Genomic DNA, 20,155 nt, shown 5'->3' with positions numbered 1-20,155 from the left:
GAAGCCCTCATTTATCAATGGGTTTCGATGTGGCGTACATAGAATGCAAAAACAGCCTCTAGGGATTAAAGAACCACCCTACATCAGACCAAGAAGCATCTGACTTCTCGCCTTTTCTCCCCTAATCTAGCGTGCTCCTTCCTAAAGATTACAAAAGGATACATCTAGGATGGAGCGTTACCACATCACCGTAGGTGCTAAAACCACCGCCAACGGCACAGTGCGCACCGGCTGTACGAATTGCAGCATTAACGGAATGGACCAGGCACGCGAAGGCGATGAGGTTTATTGCCCGACCTGCGAGACCATTGGGGTGATCGTCTGCGACGGCCCCCGCCTGGTAGACACAAAAAATGGACTTAACTTCGCGCTGGAAGGCGACCTCTGTTACTGCAAGTGCACCCCCCGCCCGCGACTGATTGCCAATCAGACGCTCAGCTCGCAGATTATCGAAGACACGCCTCAACCCCAAGCCAGAGCCGCCACGCAAGCCACCACCCAATACACTGAATCCAGTACGCCCTCCTCTACCCACTTCACACCTACGCCCCGTCAGTTCACGCCAAGTCTCAACGAAGCACGGGGACCAACCTGCGAGAACATCTGGCGTGAGTATTAGAACCGAGCCGAAGCCATCGTGGCACCGGGTGGCGTGATGATTACCGATCCCAAAGCGCGTAACCGTGCCATCAATGCTGCCTACGCCCAGCTATGGGCCTGGATCAGCGTTTCCAGTGGGCCGGTCTTGCGGCGTTTGCGTCCAAGCAAGTGGGCTGTGGCCTGCTGCACGCGGCGCAATCCATCGAGAGGATTCAGGCGGAATATGAAGCTGCGGAGCAATTGCGAAGAAGTGCCCGGAAAGGGGTTTGGGGGTTGTTCAGCGCCGAGGAACGTGAACGGCAGGCAAAGCTGCGGGAGTATGAGCGGCGCCTGCGGGACCATGAACAAGCCAGCCGCAATAACCCAATGCCTGATGTTGATTGGCGGCGCGAGGGTGAACTGTTATCGAGCGTGCAGCAGCTTTATCAACATGTGTACGAGATGATGGCGATGGGAAATACCACGCTGTTTTTGGATGTGTTTCCGTTGCATGCGTTTTATAAGGAGCAGGGGTTGGGGTTGCTTGAGACCTGCCTGTCCGCGCGCCAGAACATTTTTGAGGATGGGCTACAGCGGGTGTTGTGGCCGGTGGGGCAGGATAAGTTGAGGTTTGGGGGGGATTACCCGGAAATATTGCATGCATTCAAGGCTATTGACGATGGAGACATTGCTAAAAGTGTTGAGTATCTGGCTGACCACGAACAACGAAACATTCTTCAACCGACCATGTACGGTGATCCAAAACTAGTGGCTCTGCTACGTAGCAACCATCTTTCATACGTCACGGGTATACCGTCCGGGATCGCTCAAGCCATTGAACTGACACTGGCAAACCAATGCAGCACCGCTGATGACGGTCGGACCATTGATTTCAGCAACAACCCCTTCGCCAATCTAGCCGATATCGACCAGCGTATGGCATTCGTGCTCAAGGCTGCAGCGCGGTTTCACACACTACTAAATAGCACTGAGCGGTATCGAATCGAACTCGAGCTAGAAGACATCGCTGAAAGCCGGGGGGGCCGATGAATCGGATCGCGAAGCTAGGTTGGCGACGTGGCGGAACGGGACTGGTCGTTGCAGCATCACTCATATGGGTAGCGATACGCCTGAGCGCGGAAGATCCGGAAATAGCACTGATGCTTGGCGAGCCCTGGGAAGACATGCGTCAGCGCTCCAGCGCAAGCATTGGCCCGGCGATTCCCGGACACCACTGGTTCAGAATGCCGAAATCCGATGCTCGACTTCGCTACATAGATCCAAAATACGGATTCGTAACCCCTTTGGCCCGCTTCTTCACGATAGGCTTCGATGATGAGCGAGTTAGCAGTATTCGTATGTCACCTCAAATCGAGCCACTATTGCTCGACGACACCCTCAAAGTCGTACTGGATTTGCAGGAGCAATGGCGCAAGGCGGGTTGGGCGCCCATCCGTGTCGCGTCCAACCCCCCATTCGCCGACACCCCGGAATGGCGTGCCCGGCTACGCAATGTGAACCGAGGCGGCACAGCCTATTGGCGAGCAAGTGACCAGTATCAAGTGATGCTGGTGGTTGGACGATTCAAGGACGATAGACGCCCCACAGAGGAGCGTTACCTCATGACGCTGCAACTGGCCACGCCATGGGGTCCTCCTTAACCGCACCCGATAGACCCATCACTACCTGATCGCGCCCATCCGTGGGAACGATCCCTAAAGCGTCGCCTGGCGCACCTGTTTCTCCAGCTCAACCTTCAAACCGGGCTCCAACTTAAGCTGCCGCGCCAGCTCATCCAGATACGCCTTCTCCATAAAGTTCTCCTCATCCACCAGCATCACACTGGCGATGTACATCTCGGCGGCCATTTCCGGGGTGCTTGCCGCCCGCGCCACGTCGGCCGGGTCGAGGGGTTTGTTCAGCTCGCCATGCAGCCAGCTTTGCAATTGGCGGTCGTTATCCAGCTTGGTGAATTCACCTTCAATCAGCGCGCGCTCGCGCTCATCCACATGCCCGTCGGCCTTGGCCGCCGCCACCAATGCCTTGAGGATGCCTTGGCTGTGTTGCTCGACCTGGGCCGGCGGCAGGCGGTCGATGGTTTGCGGCTCGCCTTGGGGCGCGCCGGCCTGTTGCGCCTGCCAGTTACCGTAGGCTTTGTAGGCGATCACGCCCAATGCCGCCAACCCGCCATAGGTCAGGGCCTTGCCGCCAAATTTGCGCGCTTTTTTATTGCCCAGCAGCAGGCCCATGGCCCCGGCCGCCAGGGCTCCACCACCGGCGCCGCCGAGCAAGCTGCCGAGCCCGCCACTGCCGAGCAACCCGCCGAGGGCACCTTGGTCGTCGGATTTGCGCTGGCCACCGGCCTTGTTCTGCAACATGTCCTGACCAGACTTGAGCAGTTGATCGAGTAATCCACGGGTATTCATGCGTAGCCTCCAGACACCAGGGTTCGTAGGACCAATAGGCTCCCAGCGTAAAACTAAGCGCCAAAAAACCCCGATCTAGAGTGCTTCCAGATGTAACGCGGCTATCCTTCGGTTAAATCGATATACACTCGAGTCAGTCGATAAAAACACCCCACTGGTAATTCCAGCATGATGACCTTGCGTCAAATCCGGCACTTCATCGCCGTGGCCGAGACCGGCTCGATCTCCGCGGCGGCGCAAACCGCGTTTATTTCGCAGTCGACCCTGACCCTGGCGATCCAGCAACTGGAGCAGGAAATCGGCGTCAACCTGTTCAACCGCCACGCCAAGGGCATGACCCTGACCCACCAGGGCCATCAGTTTTTGCGCCAGGCGCACTTGATCCTGGCCACCGTCGACAACGCCAAGCGCAGCCTGCAGCAGAGCACCGATCAGGTGGCCGGGCAGTTGATCATCGGCGTAACCAGCCTGGTGGCCGGTTATTACCTGGCCGACCTGCTCACCCGTTTCCAGCGCGCCTACCCCAATGTGGAAATCCGCGTGATGGAAGATGAGCGCCCGTACATCGAGCATTTGCTGGTCAGCGGCGAGATCGATGTGGGCGTGTTGATCCTCTCCAACCTCGAAGACCGACACGCGCTGCAGACCGAAGTACTCACCCACTCGCCCCACCGCCTGTGGCTGCCGGCACAACATCCACTGCTGGAGCACGACAGCATCAACCTGGCCGATGTGGCGCGTGAGCCGTTGATTCAACTGAACGTCGACGAAATGGGCGACAACGCCCAACGCATGTGGGCCGCAGCCGGCCTGCAACCACGCGTCACCTTGCGCACCGCCTCCACCGAAGCCGTGCGCAGCCTGGTGGCCGCGGGCCTGGGCGTATCGATACAGCCGGACATGACCTACCGCCCGTGGTCCCTGGAAGGCGACATTATTGAAGCGCGCCCCCTCGCCGACCTCAGCCAGACCCTCGACGTCGGCCTCGCCTGGCGCCGTGGCACCGCACGGCCGGCGCTGGTCGACCCGTTCCTGACCGTGGCACGGGAACAGCCCCATCCACGCAAGCCATCTATTTAATCGAATGCTGCATTCAGTATTTAGTATTTGTTGGCCTCGCGTCTGACCTCTAGTCTCGGTACATCCATGAGAGACGGTCGGGCGCCCTGTAAGAGAACGCCCATGACCACACAAGAAAAGAGATCGCGAAAAATGTCCGCTGCGCCCACACCGCTGCTCACTGCGTTGCTGATCGACGGCGAACTGGTCCAGGGCCAGGGCGTTGTCGAACCGATTCTCAACCCAGCCACGGGTGAAGTGCTGACCCAGATCGCCGAAGCCAGCACCGAACAGGTTGAAACCGCCATCCTCGCGGCCCACCGCGCATTTGCCGGCTGGTCACGCACCACGCCGCAGCAACGTTCAAACATTCTGCTGGGCATCGCCGACGCCATCGAGCACCAAGCCGACTACCTGGCCCGCCTCGAATCCCTGAACTGCGGCAAGCCGTTGCACCTGGCGCGCCAGGATGACTTGAGCGCCACCGTCGATGTGTTCCGCTTCTTTGCCGGCGCCGTGCGCTGCCAGACGGGCCAGCTCAGCGGCGAATACCTGCCGGGCTACACCAGCATGGTGCGGCGTGATCCGATTGGCGTGGTGGCCTCGATTGCACCGTGGAATTACCCGCTGATGATGGCCGCGTGGAAGATCGCCCCGGCCCTGGCCGCCGGTAATACCCTGGTGTTCAAGCCGTCGGAACACACGCCACTGTCGATCCTCGCCCTGGCCCCGGCCCTCAGCCAATTGTTGCCACGTGGGGTGATCAACATTCTGTGTGGCGGCGGCGAAGGCGTCGGCAGCCATCTGGTCAGCCACCCGAAGGTGCGCATGGTGTCGTTGACCGGCGATATCGTCACCGGGCAAAAAATCCTGCAAGCCGCGTCGAAAACCCTTAAACGCACGCACCTGGAACTGGGCGGCAAGGCGCCGGTGATCGTGTGTAACGACGCCGACCTGCAAGCCGTGGTCGAAGGCGTGCGCACCTACGGTTACTACAACGCCGGCCAGGACTGCACTGCCGCGTGCCGCATCTACGCCCAGGCGGGGATTCACGACAAATTGGTCGCCGACCTGGGTGCGGCGGTCAGCAGCCTGCGCTTTGCCGGCAAGCGCGACGCCGACAATGAGCTTGGCCCGTTGATCAGCACGCGCCAGCGCGACCGCGTCGCCAGTTTTGTCGAACGCGCCCTCGGCCAGCCGCATATCGAGCGAGTCACCGGCGCCGCCGTGCATTCCGGCGCGGGTTTCTTTTATCAGCCGACCTTGCTCGCTGGCTGCAAACAAAGTGATGAAATCGTCCAGCGCGAAGTGTTCGGCCCGGTGGTCACCGTGACCCGCTTCGACGAACTGGAACAGGCGGTGGACTGGGCCAACGACTCCGAATACGGCCTGGCCTCGTCGGTGTGGACCGAGAACCTGGACAAGGCGATGCAGGTGGCGGCGCGCCTGCAATACGGCTGCACCTGGATCAACAGCCATTTCATGCTGGTCAGCGAAATGCCCCACGGCGGCTTGAAGCGCTCCGGGTATGGCAAAGATCTGTCCAGCGATTCGCTACAGGACTACAGCGTGGTGCGGCACATCATGGCCCGCCACGGCCAGCACCTTTAAAACAACAACTAAGCTCATGCGTCACCGGCTGCAAAAAACTGCCCCGACCATAATTAAAGAAGAGGGATTCCCCATGTCCGCGCATAAGACCGCACTGCTCAGTGCCCTGACCACCGCGCTGCTGGCCAGCGCCAGCCTGCAGGCCGCCGAACCGCTCAAGGCGGTAGGTGCCGGCGAAGGCCAGTTGGATATCGTCGCCTGGCCCGGCTATATCGAACGTGGCGAAAGCGACAAAGCCTACGACTGGGTCACAGGTTTCGAGAAGGAAACCGGCTGCAAGGTCAATGTGAAAACAGCCGCCACCTCTGACGAAATGGTCAGTTTGATGGCCAAGGGCGGTTACGACCTAGTCACCGCGTCAGGCGATGCCTCGCTGCGCTTGATCGGCGGCAAGCGGGTGCAGCCGATCAACACCGCGTTGATCCCCAACTGGAAGAACATCGACCCGCGCCTGAAAGATGCGCCGTGGTACGTGGTCGGCCAACAAACCTACGGCACCCCGTACCAGTGGGGGCCAAACGTGCTGATGTACAACACCAACGTGTTCAAGACCGCGCCCACCAGTTGGAACGTGCTGTTCGAGGCGCAGAACCTGCCGGACGGCAAGCCGAACAAAGGCCGCGTGCAAGCCTATGACGGCCCGATCTACATCGCCGATGCGGCGCTGTACCTCAAGTCGACCAAGCCGGAACTGGGCATCCAGAGCCCCTATGAACTGACCGAAACCCAGTACAAAGCCGTGCTCGAACTGCTGCGCGCGCAGCAACCGTTGATCCACCGCTACTGGCACGACACCACCGTGCAGATGAGTGACTTCAAGAACGAAGGCGTGGTCGCCTCCAGCGCCTGGCCGTATCAGGTCAACGGCCTGATCAACGAGAAACAGCCGATTGCCTCGACCATTCCCAAGGAAGGCGCCACCGGCTGGGCCGACACCACCATGCTGCACAGCGAGGCCAAGCACCCGAACTGCGCCTACAAGTGGATGGACTGGTCGCTGCAGCCGAAGGTCCAGGGCGATGTCGCCGCCTGGTTTGGCTCCCTGCCGGCGGTGCCGGCGGCCTGCACCGGCAGCGAATTGCTCGGCGCCGAGGGCTGCAAGACCAACGGTTTCGACCAGTTCGACAAGATCGCCTTCTGGAAAACCCCGCAGGCTGAAGGCGGCAAGTTCGTGCCGTACAGCCGCTGGACCCAGGATTACATCGCGATCATGGGCGGGCGCTAAGGCCCTTACAGTCGACGCCGGCCCCTGTGGGAGGGGGCTTGCCCCCGATAGCGGTGTGTCAGTCGACAGATGTGTGTCTGATGTACGGCTATCGGGAGCAAGCCCCCTCCCACAGGGTTGACCGCATTCACAGATGTTCTGTTTTTTCAGAAGTCCAGGCCGGGCCGCTGCGACGACCCGCGCCTTTTGGGAGCACCGCACCATGACGCTTGCAGTCCAATTCACCCACGTTTCCCGTCAGTTCGGCGAAGTGAAAGCCGTTGACCGGGTTTCCATCGATATCCAGGACGGCGAGTTCTTTTCCATGCTCGGCCCTTCCGGCTCGGGCAAGACCACCTGCCTGCGCCTGATCGCCGGGTTCGAGCAGCCGAGCGCCGGCTCGATCCGGATTCATGGCGAGGAAGCCGCCGGCTTGCCGCCGTATCAGCGTGACGTCAACACTGTGTTCCAGGATTACGCGCTGTTCCCCCACATGAATGTGCGCGACAACGTGGCCTACGGCCTGAAAGTCAAAGGCGTGGGCAAGACCGAGCGCCTCAACCGCGCTGAAGAAGCCCTGGCCATGGTCGCCCTCGGCGGCTACGGCGAGCGCAAGCCGGTGCAGCTTTCTGGCGGCCAGCGCCAACGGGTGGCCCTGGCCCGCGCGCTGGTCAATCGCCCGCGCGTCCTGCTGCTCGATGAACCGTTGGGCGCCCTCGACCTCAAGCTGCGCGAACAGATGCAAAGCGAGCTGAAAAAGCTGCAACGCCAGCTCGGCATCACGTTTATCTTCGTGACTCACGACCAGACCGAAGCGCTGTCGATGTCTGACCGCGTGGCCGTGTTCAACAAGGGCCGCATCGAACAGGTCGACACCCCGCGCAACCTCTATATGAAGCCGGCTACCGCGTTCGTCGCCGAATTCGTCGGCACCTCCAACGTAATTCGCGGCGAGCTGGCCCAGCGCCTCAGCGGCAGCCCGCAGCCGTTCTCGATCCGCCCCGAGCACGTGCGCTTCGCCGAAGGCCCGCTGGCGGCCAGCGAAGTGGAAATCAGCGGCCTGCTGCATGACATCCAGTACCAGGGCAGCGCCACCCGCTATGAACTGAAACTGGCGAACGGCCAGGCGTTGAACATCAGCCAGGCGAATAACCAGTGGCTGGACACCAGCAACGGCTATCAGGTCGGCCAGCCCATCAGCGTGCGCTGGGCGCGGGCAGCCATGACCACCCTGGCCGACCACGCAGGCGAGGTGTGACATGAGCCTGGCCCTGACCCAACCGCCGATGCGCAGGTTTTCCAACCTGCTGTACCGCAAGCCCAACCTCTACCTGGCGATGCTGCTGATACCGCCGCTGATCTGGTTCGGCGCGATCTACCTGGGCTCGTTGCTGACCCTGCTGTGGCAAGGCTTCTACACGTTCGACGACTTCACCATGGCCGTCACGCCGGACCTGACCCTGGCCAACTTCGCCGCGCTGTTCCAGCCGTCGAACTTCGACATCATCCTGCGCACCCTGAGCATGGCGATTGTGGTGTCGATCGCCAGTGCCGTCGTCGCCTTCCCGATCGCCTATTACATGGCGCGCTACACCACGGGCAAGACCAAGGCGTTTTTCTATATCGCGGTGATGATGCCGATGTGGGCCAGCTATATCGTCAAGGCGTATGCCTGGACCTTACTGCTGGCCAAGGGCGGCGTGGCGCAATGGTTTGTGCAACACCTGGGCCTGGAGCCGGTGTTGCAGTTCGTGCTGGGGATTCCCGGCGTGGGCGGCAGCACCTTGAGCACCTCGCACTTGGGGCGGTTCATGGTGTTCGTCTACATCTGGCTGCCGTTCATGATCCTGCCGATCCAGGCATCGCTGGAGCGTTTGCCGCCGTCGTTGCTGCAGGCCTCGGCAGACCTGGGCGCCAAGCCGCGCCAGACCTTTATGCAGGTGATACTGCCGCTGTCGGTGCCGGGGATTGCGGCCGGTTCGATCTTCACGTTTTCGCTGACCCTGGGCGACTTCATCGTGCCGCAACTGGTGGGCCCGCCGGGTTACTTCGTCGGCGGCATGGTGTACGCCCAGCAAGGCGCCATCGGCAACATGCCCATGGCCGCGGCGTTCACCCTGGTGCCGATCGTGCTGATCGCGGTGTACCTGTCCATCGTCAAACGCCTGGGGGCCTTCGATGCACTCTGAGAAATCATCACTGGGCTTGAAGATGGCGGCCTGGGGCGGCTTGGTGTTTTTGCACTTCCCGATCCTGATCATCTTTCTCTATGCCTTTAACACCGAGGAAGCCGCGTTCAGCTTTCCACCCCAGGGCTTCACTCTGAGGTGGTTCAGCGTAGCCTTCGCGCGCCCCGACGTACTCGAAGCGATCAAGCTGTCGCTGCAGATCGCGGCGATCGCTACCCTGATCGCCATGGTCCTCGGCACCCTCGCTTCAGCCGCGCTGTATCGCCGCGAGTTCTTCGGCAAGCAAGGCGTGTCGCTGATGCTGATCCTGCCGATCGCGCTGCCGGGGATCATCACCGGGATCGCCCTGCTGGCGACCTTCAAGACGCTGGGCATCGAGCCTGGGATGTTCACCATCATCGTCGGCCACGCGACCTTCTGCGTGGTGATCGTCTACAACAACGTGATCGCCCGCTTGCGCCGCACCTCCCACAGCCTGATCGAAGCCTCGATGGACCTGGGCGCCGACGGCTGGCAGACCTTCCGCTACATCATCATGCCCAACCTGGGCTCGGCGCTGCTGGCCGGCGGCATGCTCGCGTTTGCACTGTCGTTCGACGAAATCATCGTCACCACCTTCACCGCCGGGCATGAGCGCACCTTGCCGCTGTGGCTGCTCAACCAGTTGAGTCGCCCGCGGGATGTGCCGGTGACCAACGTGGTGGCGATGCTGGTGATGATCGTGACGATGTTCCCGATTCTGGGTGCCTATTACCTGACCCGCGGCGGTGAAAGCGTGGCAGGCAGTGGCGGTAAATAACTTTTCCATTGAAGGAACCGGGTTCAACTGTGGGAGGGCGCTTGCTCCCGATAGCAGTACATCAGACACACCTGTATTGACTGGCACACCGCTATCGGGAGCAAGCCCCCTCCCATATTCAGACCCGGTTGCTTCAGGGCAATAACAATAGTTTTTTGGAGGCGTGAACCATGCAAACCAAACTCTTGATCAACGGCCAACTGGTCGAAGGCGAAGGCCCGGCGCAGGCCGTATTCAACCCGGCGTTGGGCCGTGTGCTGGTGGAAATCAAGGAAGCCAGCGAAGCCCAGGTCGACGCCGCCGTGCGTGCCGCCGATGCGGCGTTTGAAAGCTGGTCGCAAACCGCGCCCAAGGATCGCTCGCTGCTGCTGTTGAAACTGGCGGACGTGATCGAAGCCCACGGCGAAGAGCTGGCCAAGCTGGAGTCGGACAACTGCGGCAAACCCTACAGCGCTGCGCTGAATGACGAGATCCCGGCGATTGCCGATGTGTTCCGCTTCTTCGCCGGCGCCAGCCGCTGCATGAGCGGCTCGGCCGGCGGTGAATACCTGCCGGGCCACACCTCGATGATCCGCCGCGATCCGGTGGGGGTGATCGCCTCCATCGCCCCGTGGAACTACCCATTGATGATGGTCGCCTGGAAAATCGCTCCGGCCCTGGCCGCCGGTAATACCGTGGTGCTCAAGCCGTCGGAACAAACTCCGCTGACCGCGCTACGCATGGTTGAACTGGCGTCGGAGATTTTCCCGGCCGGCGTACTCAACCTGGTCTTCGGCCGTGGGCCTACCGTGGGCAGCCCGTTGGTGAACCACCCGAAAGTGCGCATGGTGTCGCTGACCGGCTCCATCGCCACGGGCGCCAACATCATCTCCAGCACCGCCGACAGCGTGAAGCGCATGCACATGGAGCTGGGCGGCAAGGCGCCGGTGATCATTTTCAACGACGCAGACATCGAGGCGGCGGTGGAAGGCATTCGCACCTTCGGTTTCTACAACGCCGGCCAGGATTGCACCGCTGCCTGCCGCATCTATGCCCAAGCGGAGATCTACGACACGTTCGTCGAGAAGCTCGGCGCCGCAGTCGCCAGCATCAAGTACGGCTTGCAGGATGACCCGACCACCGAGCTCGGCCCGCTGATCACCGCGCAACACCGCGACCGCGTGGCCGGTTTCGTCGAACGTGCGGTGGCGCAGCCGCACATCCGCCTGGTGACCGGCGGCAAAGCGGTGGAAGGCAACGGTTTCTTCTTTGAACCGACGGTTTTGGCCGATGCGCAGCAGGACGACGAGATCGTGCGCCGCGAGGTGTTCGGGCCTGTAGTGTCGGTGACGAAGTTCAGTGATGAAGCACAGGTACTCGGCTGGGCCAACGATTCGGACTACGGCTTGGCATCGTCTGTGTGGACCGCTGATGTCGGACGTGCCCACCGCTTGGCCGCGCGCTTGCAATACGGCTGCACGTGGGTGAACACCCACTTCATGCTCGTCAGCGAAATGCCTCACGGCGGTCAGAAACTGTCGGGGTATGGCAAAGACATGTCCATGTATGGGCTGGAGGACTACACCACCGTTCGCCATGTGATGTTCAAGCACTGAACCTCGCCCTGATGCCTTGACTGTAAGACATGTGAGCATCGCCAACCCGGATGCGGCGTATCGGGCAGTAGGGGAAGTGGGCTGGAATACAGTCTCGATGTGGGAGGGAGCAAGCCCCTCCCACATTGGATCTTCATAATTCCTGGGTAATGTGCTCAGTCACAGCCCGGAAATGTCTTGTCGCATTTGCCAAGCCATCATCCCGCTATCAATCATTTTTCCTACGTCATCGAACCGCTTAAGCTATCCGGCGTCTGTTTAATGTCCGTTGCGTTTGGCCGAAGGCATGTCCGAACCGAAATTTCTGATCCAGCACGTGCCAGGGCCGGCGCGGGATTTGCTCACGACAGGTTGTCTCTATGCACCGCAGGAATTTGCTCAAAGCGTCCATGGCCATTGCGGCTTACACCGGTTTATCGGCCAGCGGCCTATTGGCCGCGCAGGCCTGGGCCGGGAACCGCGCCGCCGACGGCAAGGCCGTGGCGTTCGATTTCGAAACGCTGAAGGCCCAGGCCAAGCAACTCGCCGGGACCGCGTATAAAGACACCAAACAGGTGCTGCCGCCCACCCTCGCGACAATGACCCCGCAAAATTTCAATGCCATCGGCTACGACGGCAACCATTCGCTGTGGAAAGAATTGAACGGCCAGTTGGACGTGCAGTTTTTCCACGTCGGCATGGGCTTCAAGACGCCCGTGCGCATGCACAGCGTCGACCCCAAGACCCGTGAAGCGCGCGAAGTGCATTTCCGCCCTTCGCTGTTCAACTATGAAAAATCCACGGTCGACACCCAACAACTGACCGGCGACCTGGGTTTCTCCGGCTTCAAGCTGTTCAAGGCGCCGGAGCTGGATCGCCATGACGTGTTGTCGTTTCTCGGCGCCAGTTACTTCCGCGCGGTGGATTCCACCGGGCAGTACGGACTTTCCGCACGGGGCCTGGCGATTGACACCTACGCGAAAAAGCGCGAGGAATTCCCCGACTTCACGCAGTTCTGGTTCGAAACCCCAGACAAAAACGCCACGCGCTTTGTGGTCTACGCCCTGCTCGATTCGCCGAGCGCCACCGGCGCCTACCGTTTCGATATCGACTGCCAGGCCAACCAGGTGGTGATGGCCATCGACGCGAACATCAATGCGCGCACCGCCATCGAACAACTGGGCATTGCCGCGATGACCAGCATGTTCAGCTGTGGTACCCACGAACGACGCATGTGCGACACCCTCCACCCGCAAATCCATGACTCGGACCGCCTGGCGATGTGGCGCGGCAACGGCGAGTGGATCTGCCGTCCGCTGAACAACCCGGCCAAGCTGCAATTCAATGCGTTCGCCGACACCGACCCGAAAGGCTTCGGCCTGGTGCAGACCGACCATGAATTTGCCAGCTACCAGGACACCGTCGACTGGTACAGCAAGCGCCCAAGCCTGTGGGTCGAACCGACCACCGCGTGGGGCGAAGGCTCGATCGACCTGCTGGAGATCCCGACCACCGGCGAAACCCTGGACAACATCGTGGCCTTCTGGACCCCGAAAAAACCCGTGGCCGCCGGTGACTCGCTCAACTATGGCTACAAATTGTACTGGAGCGCCCTGCCGCCGGTGAGCACACCGTTGGCGCAAGTCGATGCCACGCGTTCAGGCATGGGCGGTTTCACCGAGGGCTGGGCACCGGGCGAGCATTACCCGCTAGTCTGGGCGCGGCGGTTTGCTGTGGACTTCAAGGGCGGCGGCCTGGATCGCCTGCCACCTGGCACCGGCATCGAGCCGGTGGTGACCTGCTCCCACGGTGAAGTGAAAGACTTCAGCGTGCTGGTGCTGGACAACATCAAGGGCTATCGCATCCTCTTCGATTGGTACCCGACCAGCGACAGCGTGGAGCCGGTGGAGCTGCGCCTGTTTATCCGCACCCAGGACCGCACCTTGAGTGAAACCTGGTTGTATCAATACTTCCCGCCGGCGCCAGAGCAGCGTAAGTACACCTGATTCGACGATAAACCGCTCCAAAGCCGTCCGATTGTTTCCAAGGTATGGAACGATCGGACACGCCAGACACCCGCCTCATCCGTCGATGTATAGACACAGCTACGGCGCATGCTAGGATTTTTGCCACACGCGCCCGACTGCCGAGTGATGCCCATGTCTACTGATTCAAACGTCTCGCAGCTGACTATTTCGGCAAAAACCACGCCCAAACTCTCTGCTGCACAGCGTAAATTCAATGCTCTGTTGAAAAAAATCGACAAGCAACGTCTAACGCTCCAAGCCTGGGAAGCAGCCCTGCCCCTATACCATCAACGCTGGCATGAAGAATTCATGCCGCTAAAAGTCCAGTACGCTGAGCGCCAGGCTGCTCTATTGAGTGCGCTCGATAGAGCCAGTGATCGTATCAAGCTGGCAAAGGCTGACCGAAAGACCTTACAGGCGGTTATCTGTGAATTGGCCACCTCGCTGATGGATGACACCCATCGTGAGCAGATGAAGGCGCTGTATAACAAGCACAGTCAAGGTGACTTCGATGACGACGAACGCCAGGAAAACCTGATTATCAAAGAAGCCATGGAGCAAGCCTATGGCATAAAGCTGGGCGAAGATTTCGACTTCAGTTCTCCCGAAGCCCTTGCGCAACACCTGCAAGAGCACCTGATGGAGGAGAAAAAACAGCAGGATGAGCGTTCACCAAAAACCTCTACCGCTCGTGAAAAGCGCTTTGAAGAGCAGGCCAGACAAGCCAGTCAGTCAATGCGCGAGGTGTACCGCAAACTGGCCAGCGCACTGCATCCCGACCGGGAAACCGACGATGCTGAGCGCCAGCGCAAAACCGTCCTGATGCAGCGCGCCAATCAGGCCTATGCAGAACGTAACCTGCTGGCACTGCTGGAGTTGCAACTGGAGGCGGAGCATCTTGATGCGACAACCCTGCAGAATATGTCGGATGAGCGACTGCTCCACTACAACCATGTGCTGAGCGAGCAGTACGACGAACTGGTCATGGAAATCAGTGCCATTGCCTTTGATTTTGTCCGCCAGTTCGATGTCCAACCTTTTGCCGAGGTGACGCTGGCTAACAGCCGCACGCACGTCAATCGCGCGCTCAAAGACCTCCAGCATCAACTGGGCGACTTGGAACAACTAATGGTTGAAATCGAGAGTCCGAAAGGCCTGAAGCACTGGCTCAAAGCAGAACGCGCCGCAATGGAAGACGATCTGCTTTCAGCCTTTGGCGAATTCGATTTCTACGACGATCCAGACTTTTCGGACAATCGAGACTTCCCTGATGATTCAAACCGTTTCAAGTAGCGGCCCTCGCTTTCAGAACCGCGACACACTCTTCATCGCTCCAATCAGATAGCGCATAGCCACCTGATCGTTCTCGGTCAGGGCGCGATACTGCGCCAGCAATTCAGCTTCATCGGAACTCAACCTTCGGGCGCGCAAGGACACCCCGCAGTTCAGAAAAGACGCCACCACACCCGCTACACCATAGGACTTGGCCATGGACTGTTTCTCCTGATATCGATCAAAAACTCCGTGTGCCCATTACCCGCCTGCCGTGAAGCACAATGCCTCGGTAGACAAACCGACTGACTCCCTGGGCCAGAAATCAGACTTACCCTAAGCGTAGAAACAATCTCGTGCCGTGTGGGATTTTTTTAGAGTATTCACTTAAATAATTGGCTCAGGAATAAATACCTACAGCCATATCCCACAGCTCCCGGCAAAAAAACCCACCGGGTCAGGGTGGGTTTTGTTGGAGCCGATGAAGGATCAATCCCTGAGATCAGACTCATGAATCGGCTGATCCCGATGGGTCGCCCGCTGGTACTGGGCCGGCCAGGTCGCCAGGCGTCCGCCCAGGTCATCGTCGGCATGCAACGGCCAGTAAGGGTCACGCAGCAGTTCTCGGGCGAGGAAGATGATGTCGGCCTGGCAGGTGCGCAGGATATGTTCGGCCTGGGCCGGCTCGGTAATCATGCCCACGGTGCCGGTGGCGATACCCGACTCTTTGCGCACACGCTCGGCAAACCGCGTCTGGTAGCCGGGGCCGATGGGGATCTCGGCGTTGGCGGCGGTGCCGCCGGAGGACACGTCGATCAAGTCGACGCCCAAGTCTTTCAGGCGGCGCGCCAGCTCCACGGTTTCATCGGGGTTCCAGCCGTCTTCCACCCAGTCGGTGGCCGACACCCGCACAAACAGCGGCAGGTCTTGCGGCCAGACTTCGCGCACCGCTTCGGTGACTTGCAGTACCAGGCGGATACGGTTTTCAAAGGTTCCGCCGTACTGGTCCTGACGCTGATTGCTGATGGGCGAGAGGAATTGATGCAACAGGTAACCGTGAGCGGCGTGGATCTCCACCACTTCAAAACCGGCGGTCAACGCGCGCTTGGCAGCGGCGACAAAGTCAGCGATCACTTGCTCGATCCCCGCGTCGTCCAGTGGACGGGGCTGCGTGTGGTTCGGGTCAAAGGCAATCGGCGACGGCCCCACCGGCACCCAGCCGCCGTCTTCCGGCTTGACGCTGCCGTGCTTGCCGATCCACGGCCGATGGGTGCTGGCCTTACGCCCGGCGTGGGCCAGTTGAATCCCGGCCACCGCGCCCTGGGCCGCGATAAAGCGCGTGATGCGTTGCAGCGGGGCGATCTGTGCGTCGTTCCACAGGCCCAGGTCTTCGGCGGTGATACGGCCATCGGCGGTGACGGCGGTGGCTTCGGTAAAAATCAGCCCGGCCCCGCCGACGGCGCGACTGCCGAGGTGGACCAGGTGCCAGTCGTTGGCCAGGCCATCGACGCTGGAGTATTGGCACATTGGCGACACGGCAATGCGATTGAGCAGGGTCAATTGGCGCAGGGTGTAGGGTTCGAGCAACTGACTCATGGCGCACCTCTTCTGGGCTTTTTGGGTACTTCTGTAGGAGCGAGCTTGCTCGCGAAAGCCTCATGGGCGCCGCGTTTATCCAGGATCGACGCGTTACTATTAAGGTTTTTCGCGGGCAAGCCCGCTCCTACACAACAGTGCTTAGAGCCTAGTCGACAACAAGGGATCGCACAGGGTTCAGAAGGTAAAACGGGAGCCGATTGCCGGCTCCCGTTCAACTTCTGCTTACATTTCGACCTGGGTGCCCAGCTCGATCACCCGGTTGACCGGGAGTTTGAAGAAACGCAGGTTGCCGTTGGCGTTCTTCAACATGAACGCAAACAAACCTTCGCGCCAGCGGGCCATGCCTTTGATACGCGAGGCGATCACCGTTTCGCGGCTGAGGAAGTACGTGGTGCGCATCGGGCTGAAATCCAGATCATCCAGGTGGCACAGCTTCAGCGCTTGGGGCACGTCCGGCTCATCGATAAAGCCAAAGTGCAGGATCACGCGGAAGAACCCTTCGCCGTAGGCATCCACCTCGAAGCGCCGTGCGGCGGGAACGCGGGGAATATCTTCGTAGACCACCGTCAGCAACACCACTTGCTCGTGCAGCACCTGGTTATGCAGCAGGTTGTGCAACAGCGCATGCGGCACCGCGTCGGGCCGTGCGGTGAGGAACACTGCGGTGCCCTGCACGCGATGGGGCGGCTGCACGCGGATACTGCTGATAAAGATCGGCAACGGCAGGCCGCCTTCGTCGAGGCGGTCCATCAGCAATTCCTTGCCGCGTTTCCACGTTGTCATCAGGATAAACAGCACGATCCCCGCCAATACCGGGAACGCACCACCCTGGACGATTTTCGGCACGTTGGCGGCGAAGAACAGCCCGTCGACCAAAAGGAAACCGATCAACACCGGAATCGCCAGCACTGGTGGCCATTTCCACAGCAACAGCATCACTGCCGACACCAGGATGCTGGTGATCAGCATAGTGCCGGTCACCGCCACGCCGTAGGCTGAAGCCAGTGCGGTGGACGACTCGAAGCCCAGCACCAGCAGGATCACGCCGACCATCAGCGACCAATTCACCGCGCCGATATAGATCTGGCCTTGTTCGGCGCTGGACGTATGCTGAATGTGCATGCGCGGGATGTAACCCAGCTGGATCGCCTGACGGGTCAGGGAGAACGCGCCGGAAATCACCGCCTGGGACGCAATCACCGTGGCCAGGGTGGACAACACCACCAACGGAATCAGCGCCCAGCTCGGTGCGAGCAGGTAGAACGGGTTACGCGCCGCTTCGGGGTTTTCGAGCAGCAGCGCACCTTGGCCGAAATAGTTGAGCACCAGCGCTGGCAGCACCAGGGCGAACCACGCACGGGCGATAGGCTTGCGCCCGAAGTGGCCCATGTCGGCGTACAGCGCTTCGGCACCGGTCAGCGCCAGCACCACGGCGCCGAGAATCGCCACACCCATGCCAGGGTGGACCATGAAGAAACGCACACCCCACACCGGGTTCAACGCGTTGAGCACTTCCGGATGCTGGCTGATGCCATTCACCCCCAAGCCCGCCAGCACCAGGAACCACAACACCATGACCGGCCCGAACAGCTTGCCGATGCGGTCGGTGCCATGTTTCTGGATCAGAAACAGGCCCACCAGCACCACCAGCGACAACGGCACGACCCAGCGTTCCAGCCCATCAAAGGCCAGTTCCAGGCCTTCTACCGCCGAGAGCACCGAGATTGCCGGGGTGATCATGCTGTCGCCGTAAAACAGCGCCGCACCGATTAAACCGAGAATCACCAGCACCGAGCGCAGTTTCGGATACGGCGACGCCGCCCGCCGCGCCAACGCGGTAAGGGCCATGATGCCGCCCTCGCCCTGGTTGTCGGCGCGCAGGATGAACAACACATACTTGATCGAAACGACCCAGATCAGCGACCAGAAGATCAGCGCCAGGATCCCGAAGACTCCGTCATGGTTGACCTGAACCCCATAACCACCGCTGAACACTTCTTTAAGGGTGTAGAGCGGGCTGGTCCCGATATCGCCGTAAACCACCCCGACCGCTGCCACCAGCATGCCAATCGGCTTGGCGTTGGAATGCTCGGCACCCGCTGCCTGACTACTTGCCTGACCCATCAACCACTCCTGCCCTATGACCTGAGGTCTCTTATAAACAATGCATCTAAGCTGACCTTAGCATGCGCTGTTTTACTTCTCGTAACAGACGTTTAATTGACCCAGGGATTTCACCCGTGAGCAACGGCGCGAAGCATAGCGCAGCACTCGTCGTATTTCCCTGCATAAAGCTGGTCAAGTGCGTTGCCCATCGCTAGAATTGCGCACTTTTTGATCAGAGGCACAAAAGCACCCTCTCTCACGAGAGCGCTAAGTGCCCGTCTACCGCCTTGTCGTGCCCGACTGGCGGCGTCATTCAATACCGAGGTTAGACATGTCCACCACCATCGCAAAAGCCAACCCCAAGGTCGGCTTTGTTTCCCTGGGCTGCCCAAAGGCTCTGGTCGACTCCGAACGCATCCTGACGCAACTGCGCATGGAAGGTTATGACGTCGTGTCCACTTACCAGGACGCGGACGTGGTGGTGGTCAACACCTGCGGCTTCATCGACTCGGCCAAGGCAGAGTCCCTGGAAGTGATCGGCGAGGCCATCAAGGAAAACGGCAAGGTCATCGTCACCGGCTGCATGGGTGTCGAAGAAGGCAATATCCGCAAGGTACACCCGAGCGTGTTGGCCGTGACCGGCCCGCAGCAGTACGAGCAGGTGGTCAACGCCGTGCATCAAGTGGTGCCGCCGCGCCAGGACCACAACCCGCTGATCGACCTGGTGCCTCCGCAAGGCATCAAGTTGACCCCGCGCCACTACGCATACCTGAAGATTTCCGAAGGCTGCAACCATAGCTGCAGCTTCTGCATCATCCCGTCGATGCGCGGCAAGCTGGTCAGCCGCCCGGTGGGTGACGTGCTGGACGAGGCCCAGCGCCTGGTCAAATCCGGCGTGAAAGAGCTGTTGGTGATCTCCCAGGACACCAGCGCCTACGGCGTCGACGTGAAATACCGCACCGGTTTCTGGAACGGCGCGCCGGTGAAAACCCGCATGACCGAACTGTGCGAAGCCCTCAGCAGCCTGGGCGTGTGGGTGCGCCTGCATTACGTGTACCCGTACCCGCACGTGGACGAGCTGATCCCGTTGATGGCCGCCGGCAAGATCCTGCCGTACCTGGACATCCCGTTCCAGCACGCCAGCCCGAAAGTGCTCAAGGCCATGAAACGCCCGGCCTTCGAAGACAAGACCCTGGCGCGCATCAAGAACTGGCGCGAGATCTGCCCGGATCTGATCATCCGTTCGACCTTCATCGTCGGCTTCCCTGGCGAAACCGAGGAAGACTTCCAGTACCTGCTCGACTGGCTGACCGAAGCCCAGTTGGACCGCGTCGGTTGCTTCCAGTACTCGCCGGTGGAAGGCGCTCCGGCCAACCTACTGGACCTGGCCGTGGTGCCGGATGACATCAAGCAGGACCGTTGGGAGCGCTTCATGGCGCACCAGCAGGCAATCAGCTCGGCGCGCCTGCAACTGCGCATCGGCAAGGAAATCGAAGTACTGATCGACGAAGTCGACGAGCAAGGCGCCGTGGGCCGCTGCTTCTTCGACGCACCGGAAATCGACGGTAACGTATTTATCGACGATGCCAGCGGTTTGAAACCGGGTGACAAGGTCTGGTGCACCGTGACCGATGCCGACGAATACGACCTGTGGGCTGAAAAGCGCGACTGATAGCATCAGGCACCGGTAAAAAAACTCGAAAAGCCCTG

At 60.4% G+C, this 20,155-nt stretch carries 17 protein-coding genes; 13 read left to right on the top strand and 4 right to left on the bottom strand.

Annotation, left to right across the window (positions count from 1 at the left end):
- Window positions 1-169 precede the first annotated feature (169 nt).
- The 3 genes from ACS5Q8_RS06215 to ACS5Q8_RS06205 all read left to right on the top strand — a co-directional run bounded on the left by ACS5Q8_RS06215 (window position 170) and on the right by ACS5Q8_RS06205 (window position 2,240).
- Window positions 170-619, top strand: a complete 450-nt coding sequence (locus tag ACS5Q8_RS06215) for a PAAR domain-containing protein (protein ID WP_465159935.1) — start codon at window positions 170-172, stop codon at window positions 617-619.
- 92 nt (window positions 620-711) lie between these two features.
- Window positions 712-1,629 (top strand): DUF2515 family protein, encoded by a 918-nt coding sequence (locus tag ACS5Q8_RS06210; protein ID WP_346429969.1) that lies wholly within the window; start codon window positions 712-714, stop codon window positions 1,627-1,629.
- The gene (locus ACS5Q8_RS06205; RefSeq protein WP_465159934.1) at window positions 1,626-2,240 is read left to right on the top strand and encodes a hypothetical protein; all 615 of its coding nucleotides are present in this window, start codon (window positions 1,626-1,628) and stop codon (window positions 2,238-2,240) included. Before ACS5Q8_RS06210 ends, ACS5Q8_RS06205 begins: the two co-directional genes overlap by 4 nt.
- A gap of 54 nt (window positions 2,241-2,294) precedes the next feature.
- Here the strand turns inward: ACS5Q8_RS06205 and ACS5Q8_RS06200 are convergent, their stop codons facing one another.
- A complete protein-coding gene (locus tag ACS5Q8_RS06200) occupies window positions 2,295-3,005 on the bottom strand; it encodes a tellurite resistance TerB family protein (RefSeq protein WP_276196808.1) in 711 nt (236 codons plus the stop codon).
- A gap of 168 nt (window positions 3,006-3,173) precedes the next feature.
- Between ACS5Q8_RS06200 and ACS5Q8_RS06195 the strand changes: the two genes are divergently transcribed.
- The 9 genes from ACS5Q8_RS06195 to ACS5Q8_RS06155 all read left to right on the top strand — a co-directional run bounded on the left by ACS5Q8_RS06195 (window position 3,174) and on the right by ACS5Q8_RS06155 (window position 14,761).
- Window positions 3,174-4,085 carry a LysR family transcriptional regulator gene (locus ACS5Q8_RS06195; protein ID WP_276196807.1) on the top strand — a complete coding sequence of 304 codons (912 nt, stop codon included), beginning with the start codon at window positions 3,174-3,176 and terminating at the stop codon, window positions 4,083-4,085.
- 132 nt (window positions 4,086-4,217) lie between these two features.
- On the top strand, window positions 4,218-5,675 hold the full coding sequence (locus ACS5Q8_RS06190) for a gamma-aminobutyraldehyde dehydrogenase (RefSeq protein ID WP_276196806.1): 1,458 nt from the start codon (window positions 4,218-4,220) through the stop codon (window positions 5,673-5,675).
- Window positions 5,676-5,748: 73 nt separating this feature from the next.
- A complete protein-coding gene (gene ydcS, locus ACS5Q8_RS06185) occupies window positions 5,749-6,900 on the top strand; it encodes a putative ABC transporter substrate-binding protein YdcS (protein ID WP_443693783.1) in 1,152 nt (383 codons plus the stop codon).
- 202 nt (window positions 6,901-7,102) lie between these two features.
- A complete protein-coding gene (locus ACS5Q8_RS06180; RefSeq protein ID WP_426099585.1) occupies window positions 7,103-8,137 on the top strand; it encodes an ABC transporter ATP-binding protein in 1,035 nt (344 codons plus the stop codon).
- A 1-nt stretch (window position 8,138) separates the two neighbouring features.
- Window positions 8,139-9,068: an ABC transporter permease gene (locus ACS5Q8_RS06175; RefSeq protein WP_247404959.1), complete on the top strand. Its 930-nt coding sequence runs from the start codon at window positions 8,139-8,141 to the stop codon at window positions 9,066-9,068.
- Window positions 9,058-9,867 (top strand): ABC transporter permease, encoded by an 810-nt coding sequence (locus tag ACS5Q8_RS06170; RefSeq protein ID WP_276196803.1) that lies wholly within the window; start codon window positions 9,058-9,060, stop codon window positions 9,865-9,867. The genes ACS5Q8_RS06175 and ACS5Q8_RS06170 overlap by 11 nt, the downstream gene beginning before the upstream one ends.
- Window positions 9,868-10,037: 170 nt before the next feature.
- Entirely contained in the window at window positions 10,038-11,462 is a 1,425-nt protein-coding gene (locus tag ACS5Q8_RS06165; protein WP_276196802.1) for a gamma-aminobutyraldehyde dehydrogenase, read from the top strand.
- Window positions 11,463-11,821: 359 nt separating this feature from the next.
- On the top strand, window positions 11,822-13,447 hold the full coding sequence (locus ACS5Q8_RS06160; RefSeq protein ID WP_276196801.1) for a glucan biosynthesis protein D: 1,626 nt from the start codon (window positions 11,822-11,824) through the stop codon (window positions 13,445-13,447).
- A 153-nt stretch (window positions 13,448-13,600) separates the two neighbouring features.
- The gene (locus tag ACS5Q8_RS06155; RefSeq protein ID WP_426099588.1) at window positions 13,601-14,761 is read left to right on the top strand and encodes a J domain-containing protein; all 1,161 of its coding nucleotides are present in this window, start codon (window positions 13,601-13,603) and stop codon (window positions 14,759-14,761) included.
- Between the two features lie 12 nt (window positions 14,762-14,773).
- Here the strand turns inward: ACS5Q8_RS06155 and ACS5Q8_RS06150 are convergent, their stop codons facing one another.
- The 3 genes from ACS5Q8_RS06150 to ACS5Q8_RS06140 form a co-directional block, all read right to left on the bottom strand.
- Window positions 14,774-14,959: a hypothetical protein gene (locus ACS5Q8_RS06150; protein WP_276196799.1), complete on the bottom strand. Its 186-nt coding sequence runs from the start codon at window positions 14,957-14,959 to the stop codon at window positions 14,774-14,776.
- Window positions 14,960-15,229: 270 nt separating this feature from the next.
- Window positions 15,230-16,336, bottom strand: a complete 1,107-nt coding sequence (locus ACS5Q8_RS06145; RefSeq protein ID WP_276196798.1) for an NADH:flavin oxidoreductase/NADH oxidase — start codon at window positions 16,334-16,336, stop codon at window positions 15,230-15,232.
- A gap of 225 nt (window positions 16,337-16,561) precedes the next feature.
- Window positions 16,562-18,463, bottom strand: coding sequence for a potassium transporter Kup (locus ACS5Q8_RS06140; protein ID WP_426099589.1), 1,902 nt, complete (start codon window positions 18,461-18,463; stop codon window positions 16,562-16,564).
- 313 nt (window positions 18,464-18,776) lie between these two features.
- On the opposite strand from ACS5Q8_RS06140, the gene rimO reads away from it, so the two are divergent.
- Window positions 18,777-20,117: a 30S ribosomal protein S12 methylthiotransferase RimO gene (gene rimO, locus ACS5Q8_RS06135; RefSeq protein WP_426099590.1), complete on the top strand. Its 1,341-nt coding sequence runs from the start codon at window positions 18,777-18,779 to the stop codon at window positions 20,115-20,117.
- Window positions 20,118-20,155: the final 38 nt, after the last annotated feature.

The sequence above is a fragment of the Pseudomonas sp. PAMC25584 genome (genome assembly GCF_058135675.1).
The sequence above is the reverse complement of the archived record's forward strand: the minus strand, read 5'-3'. Positions and strand labels throughout refer to the sequence as shown.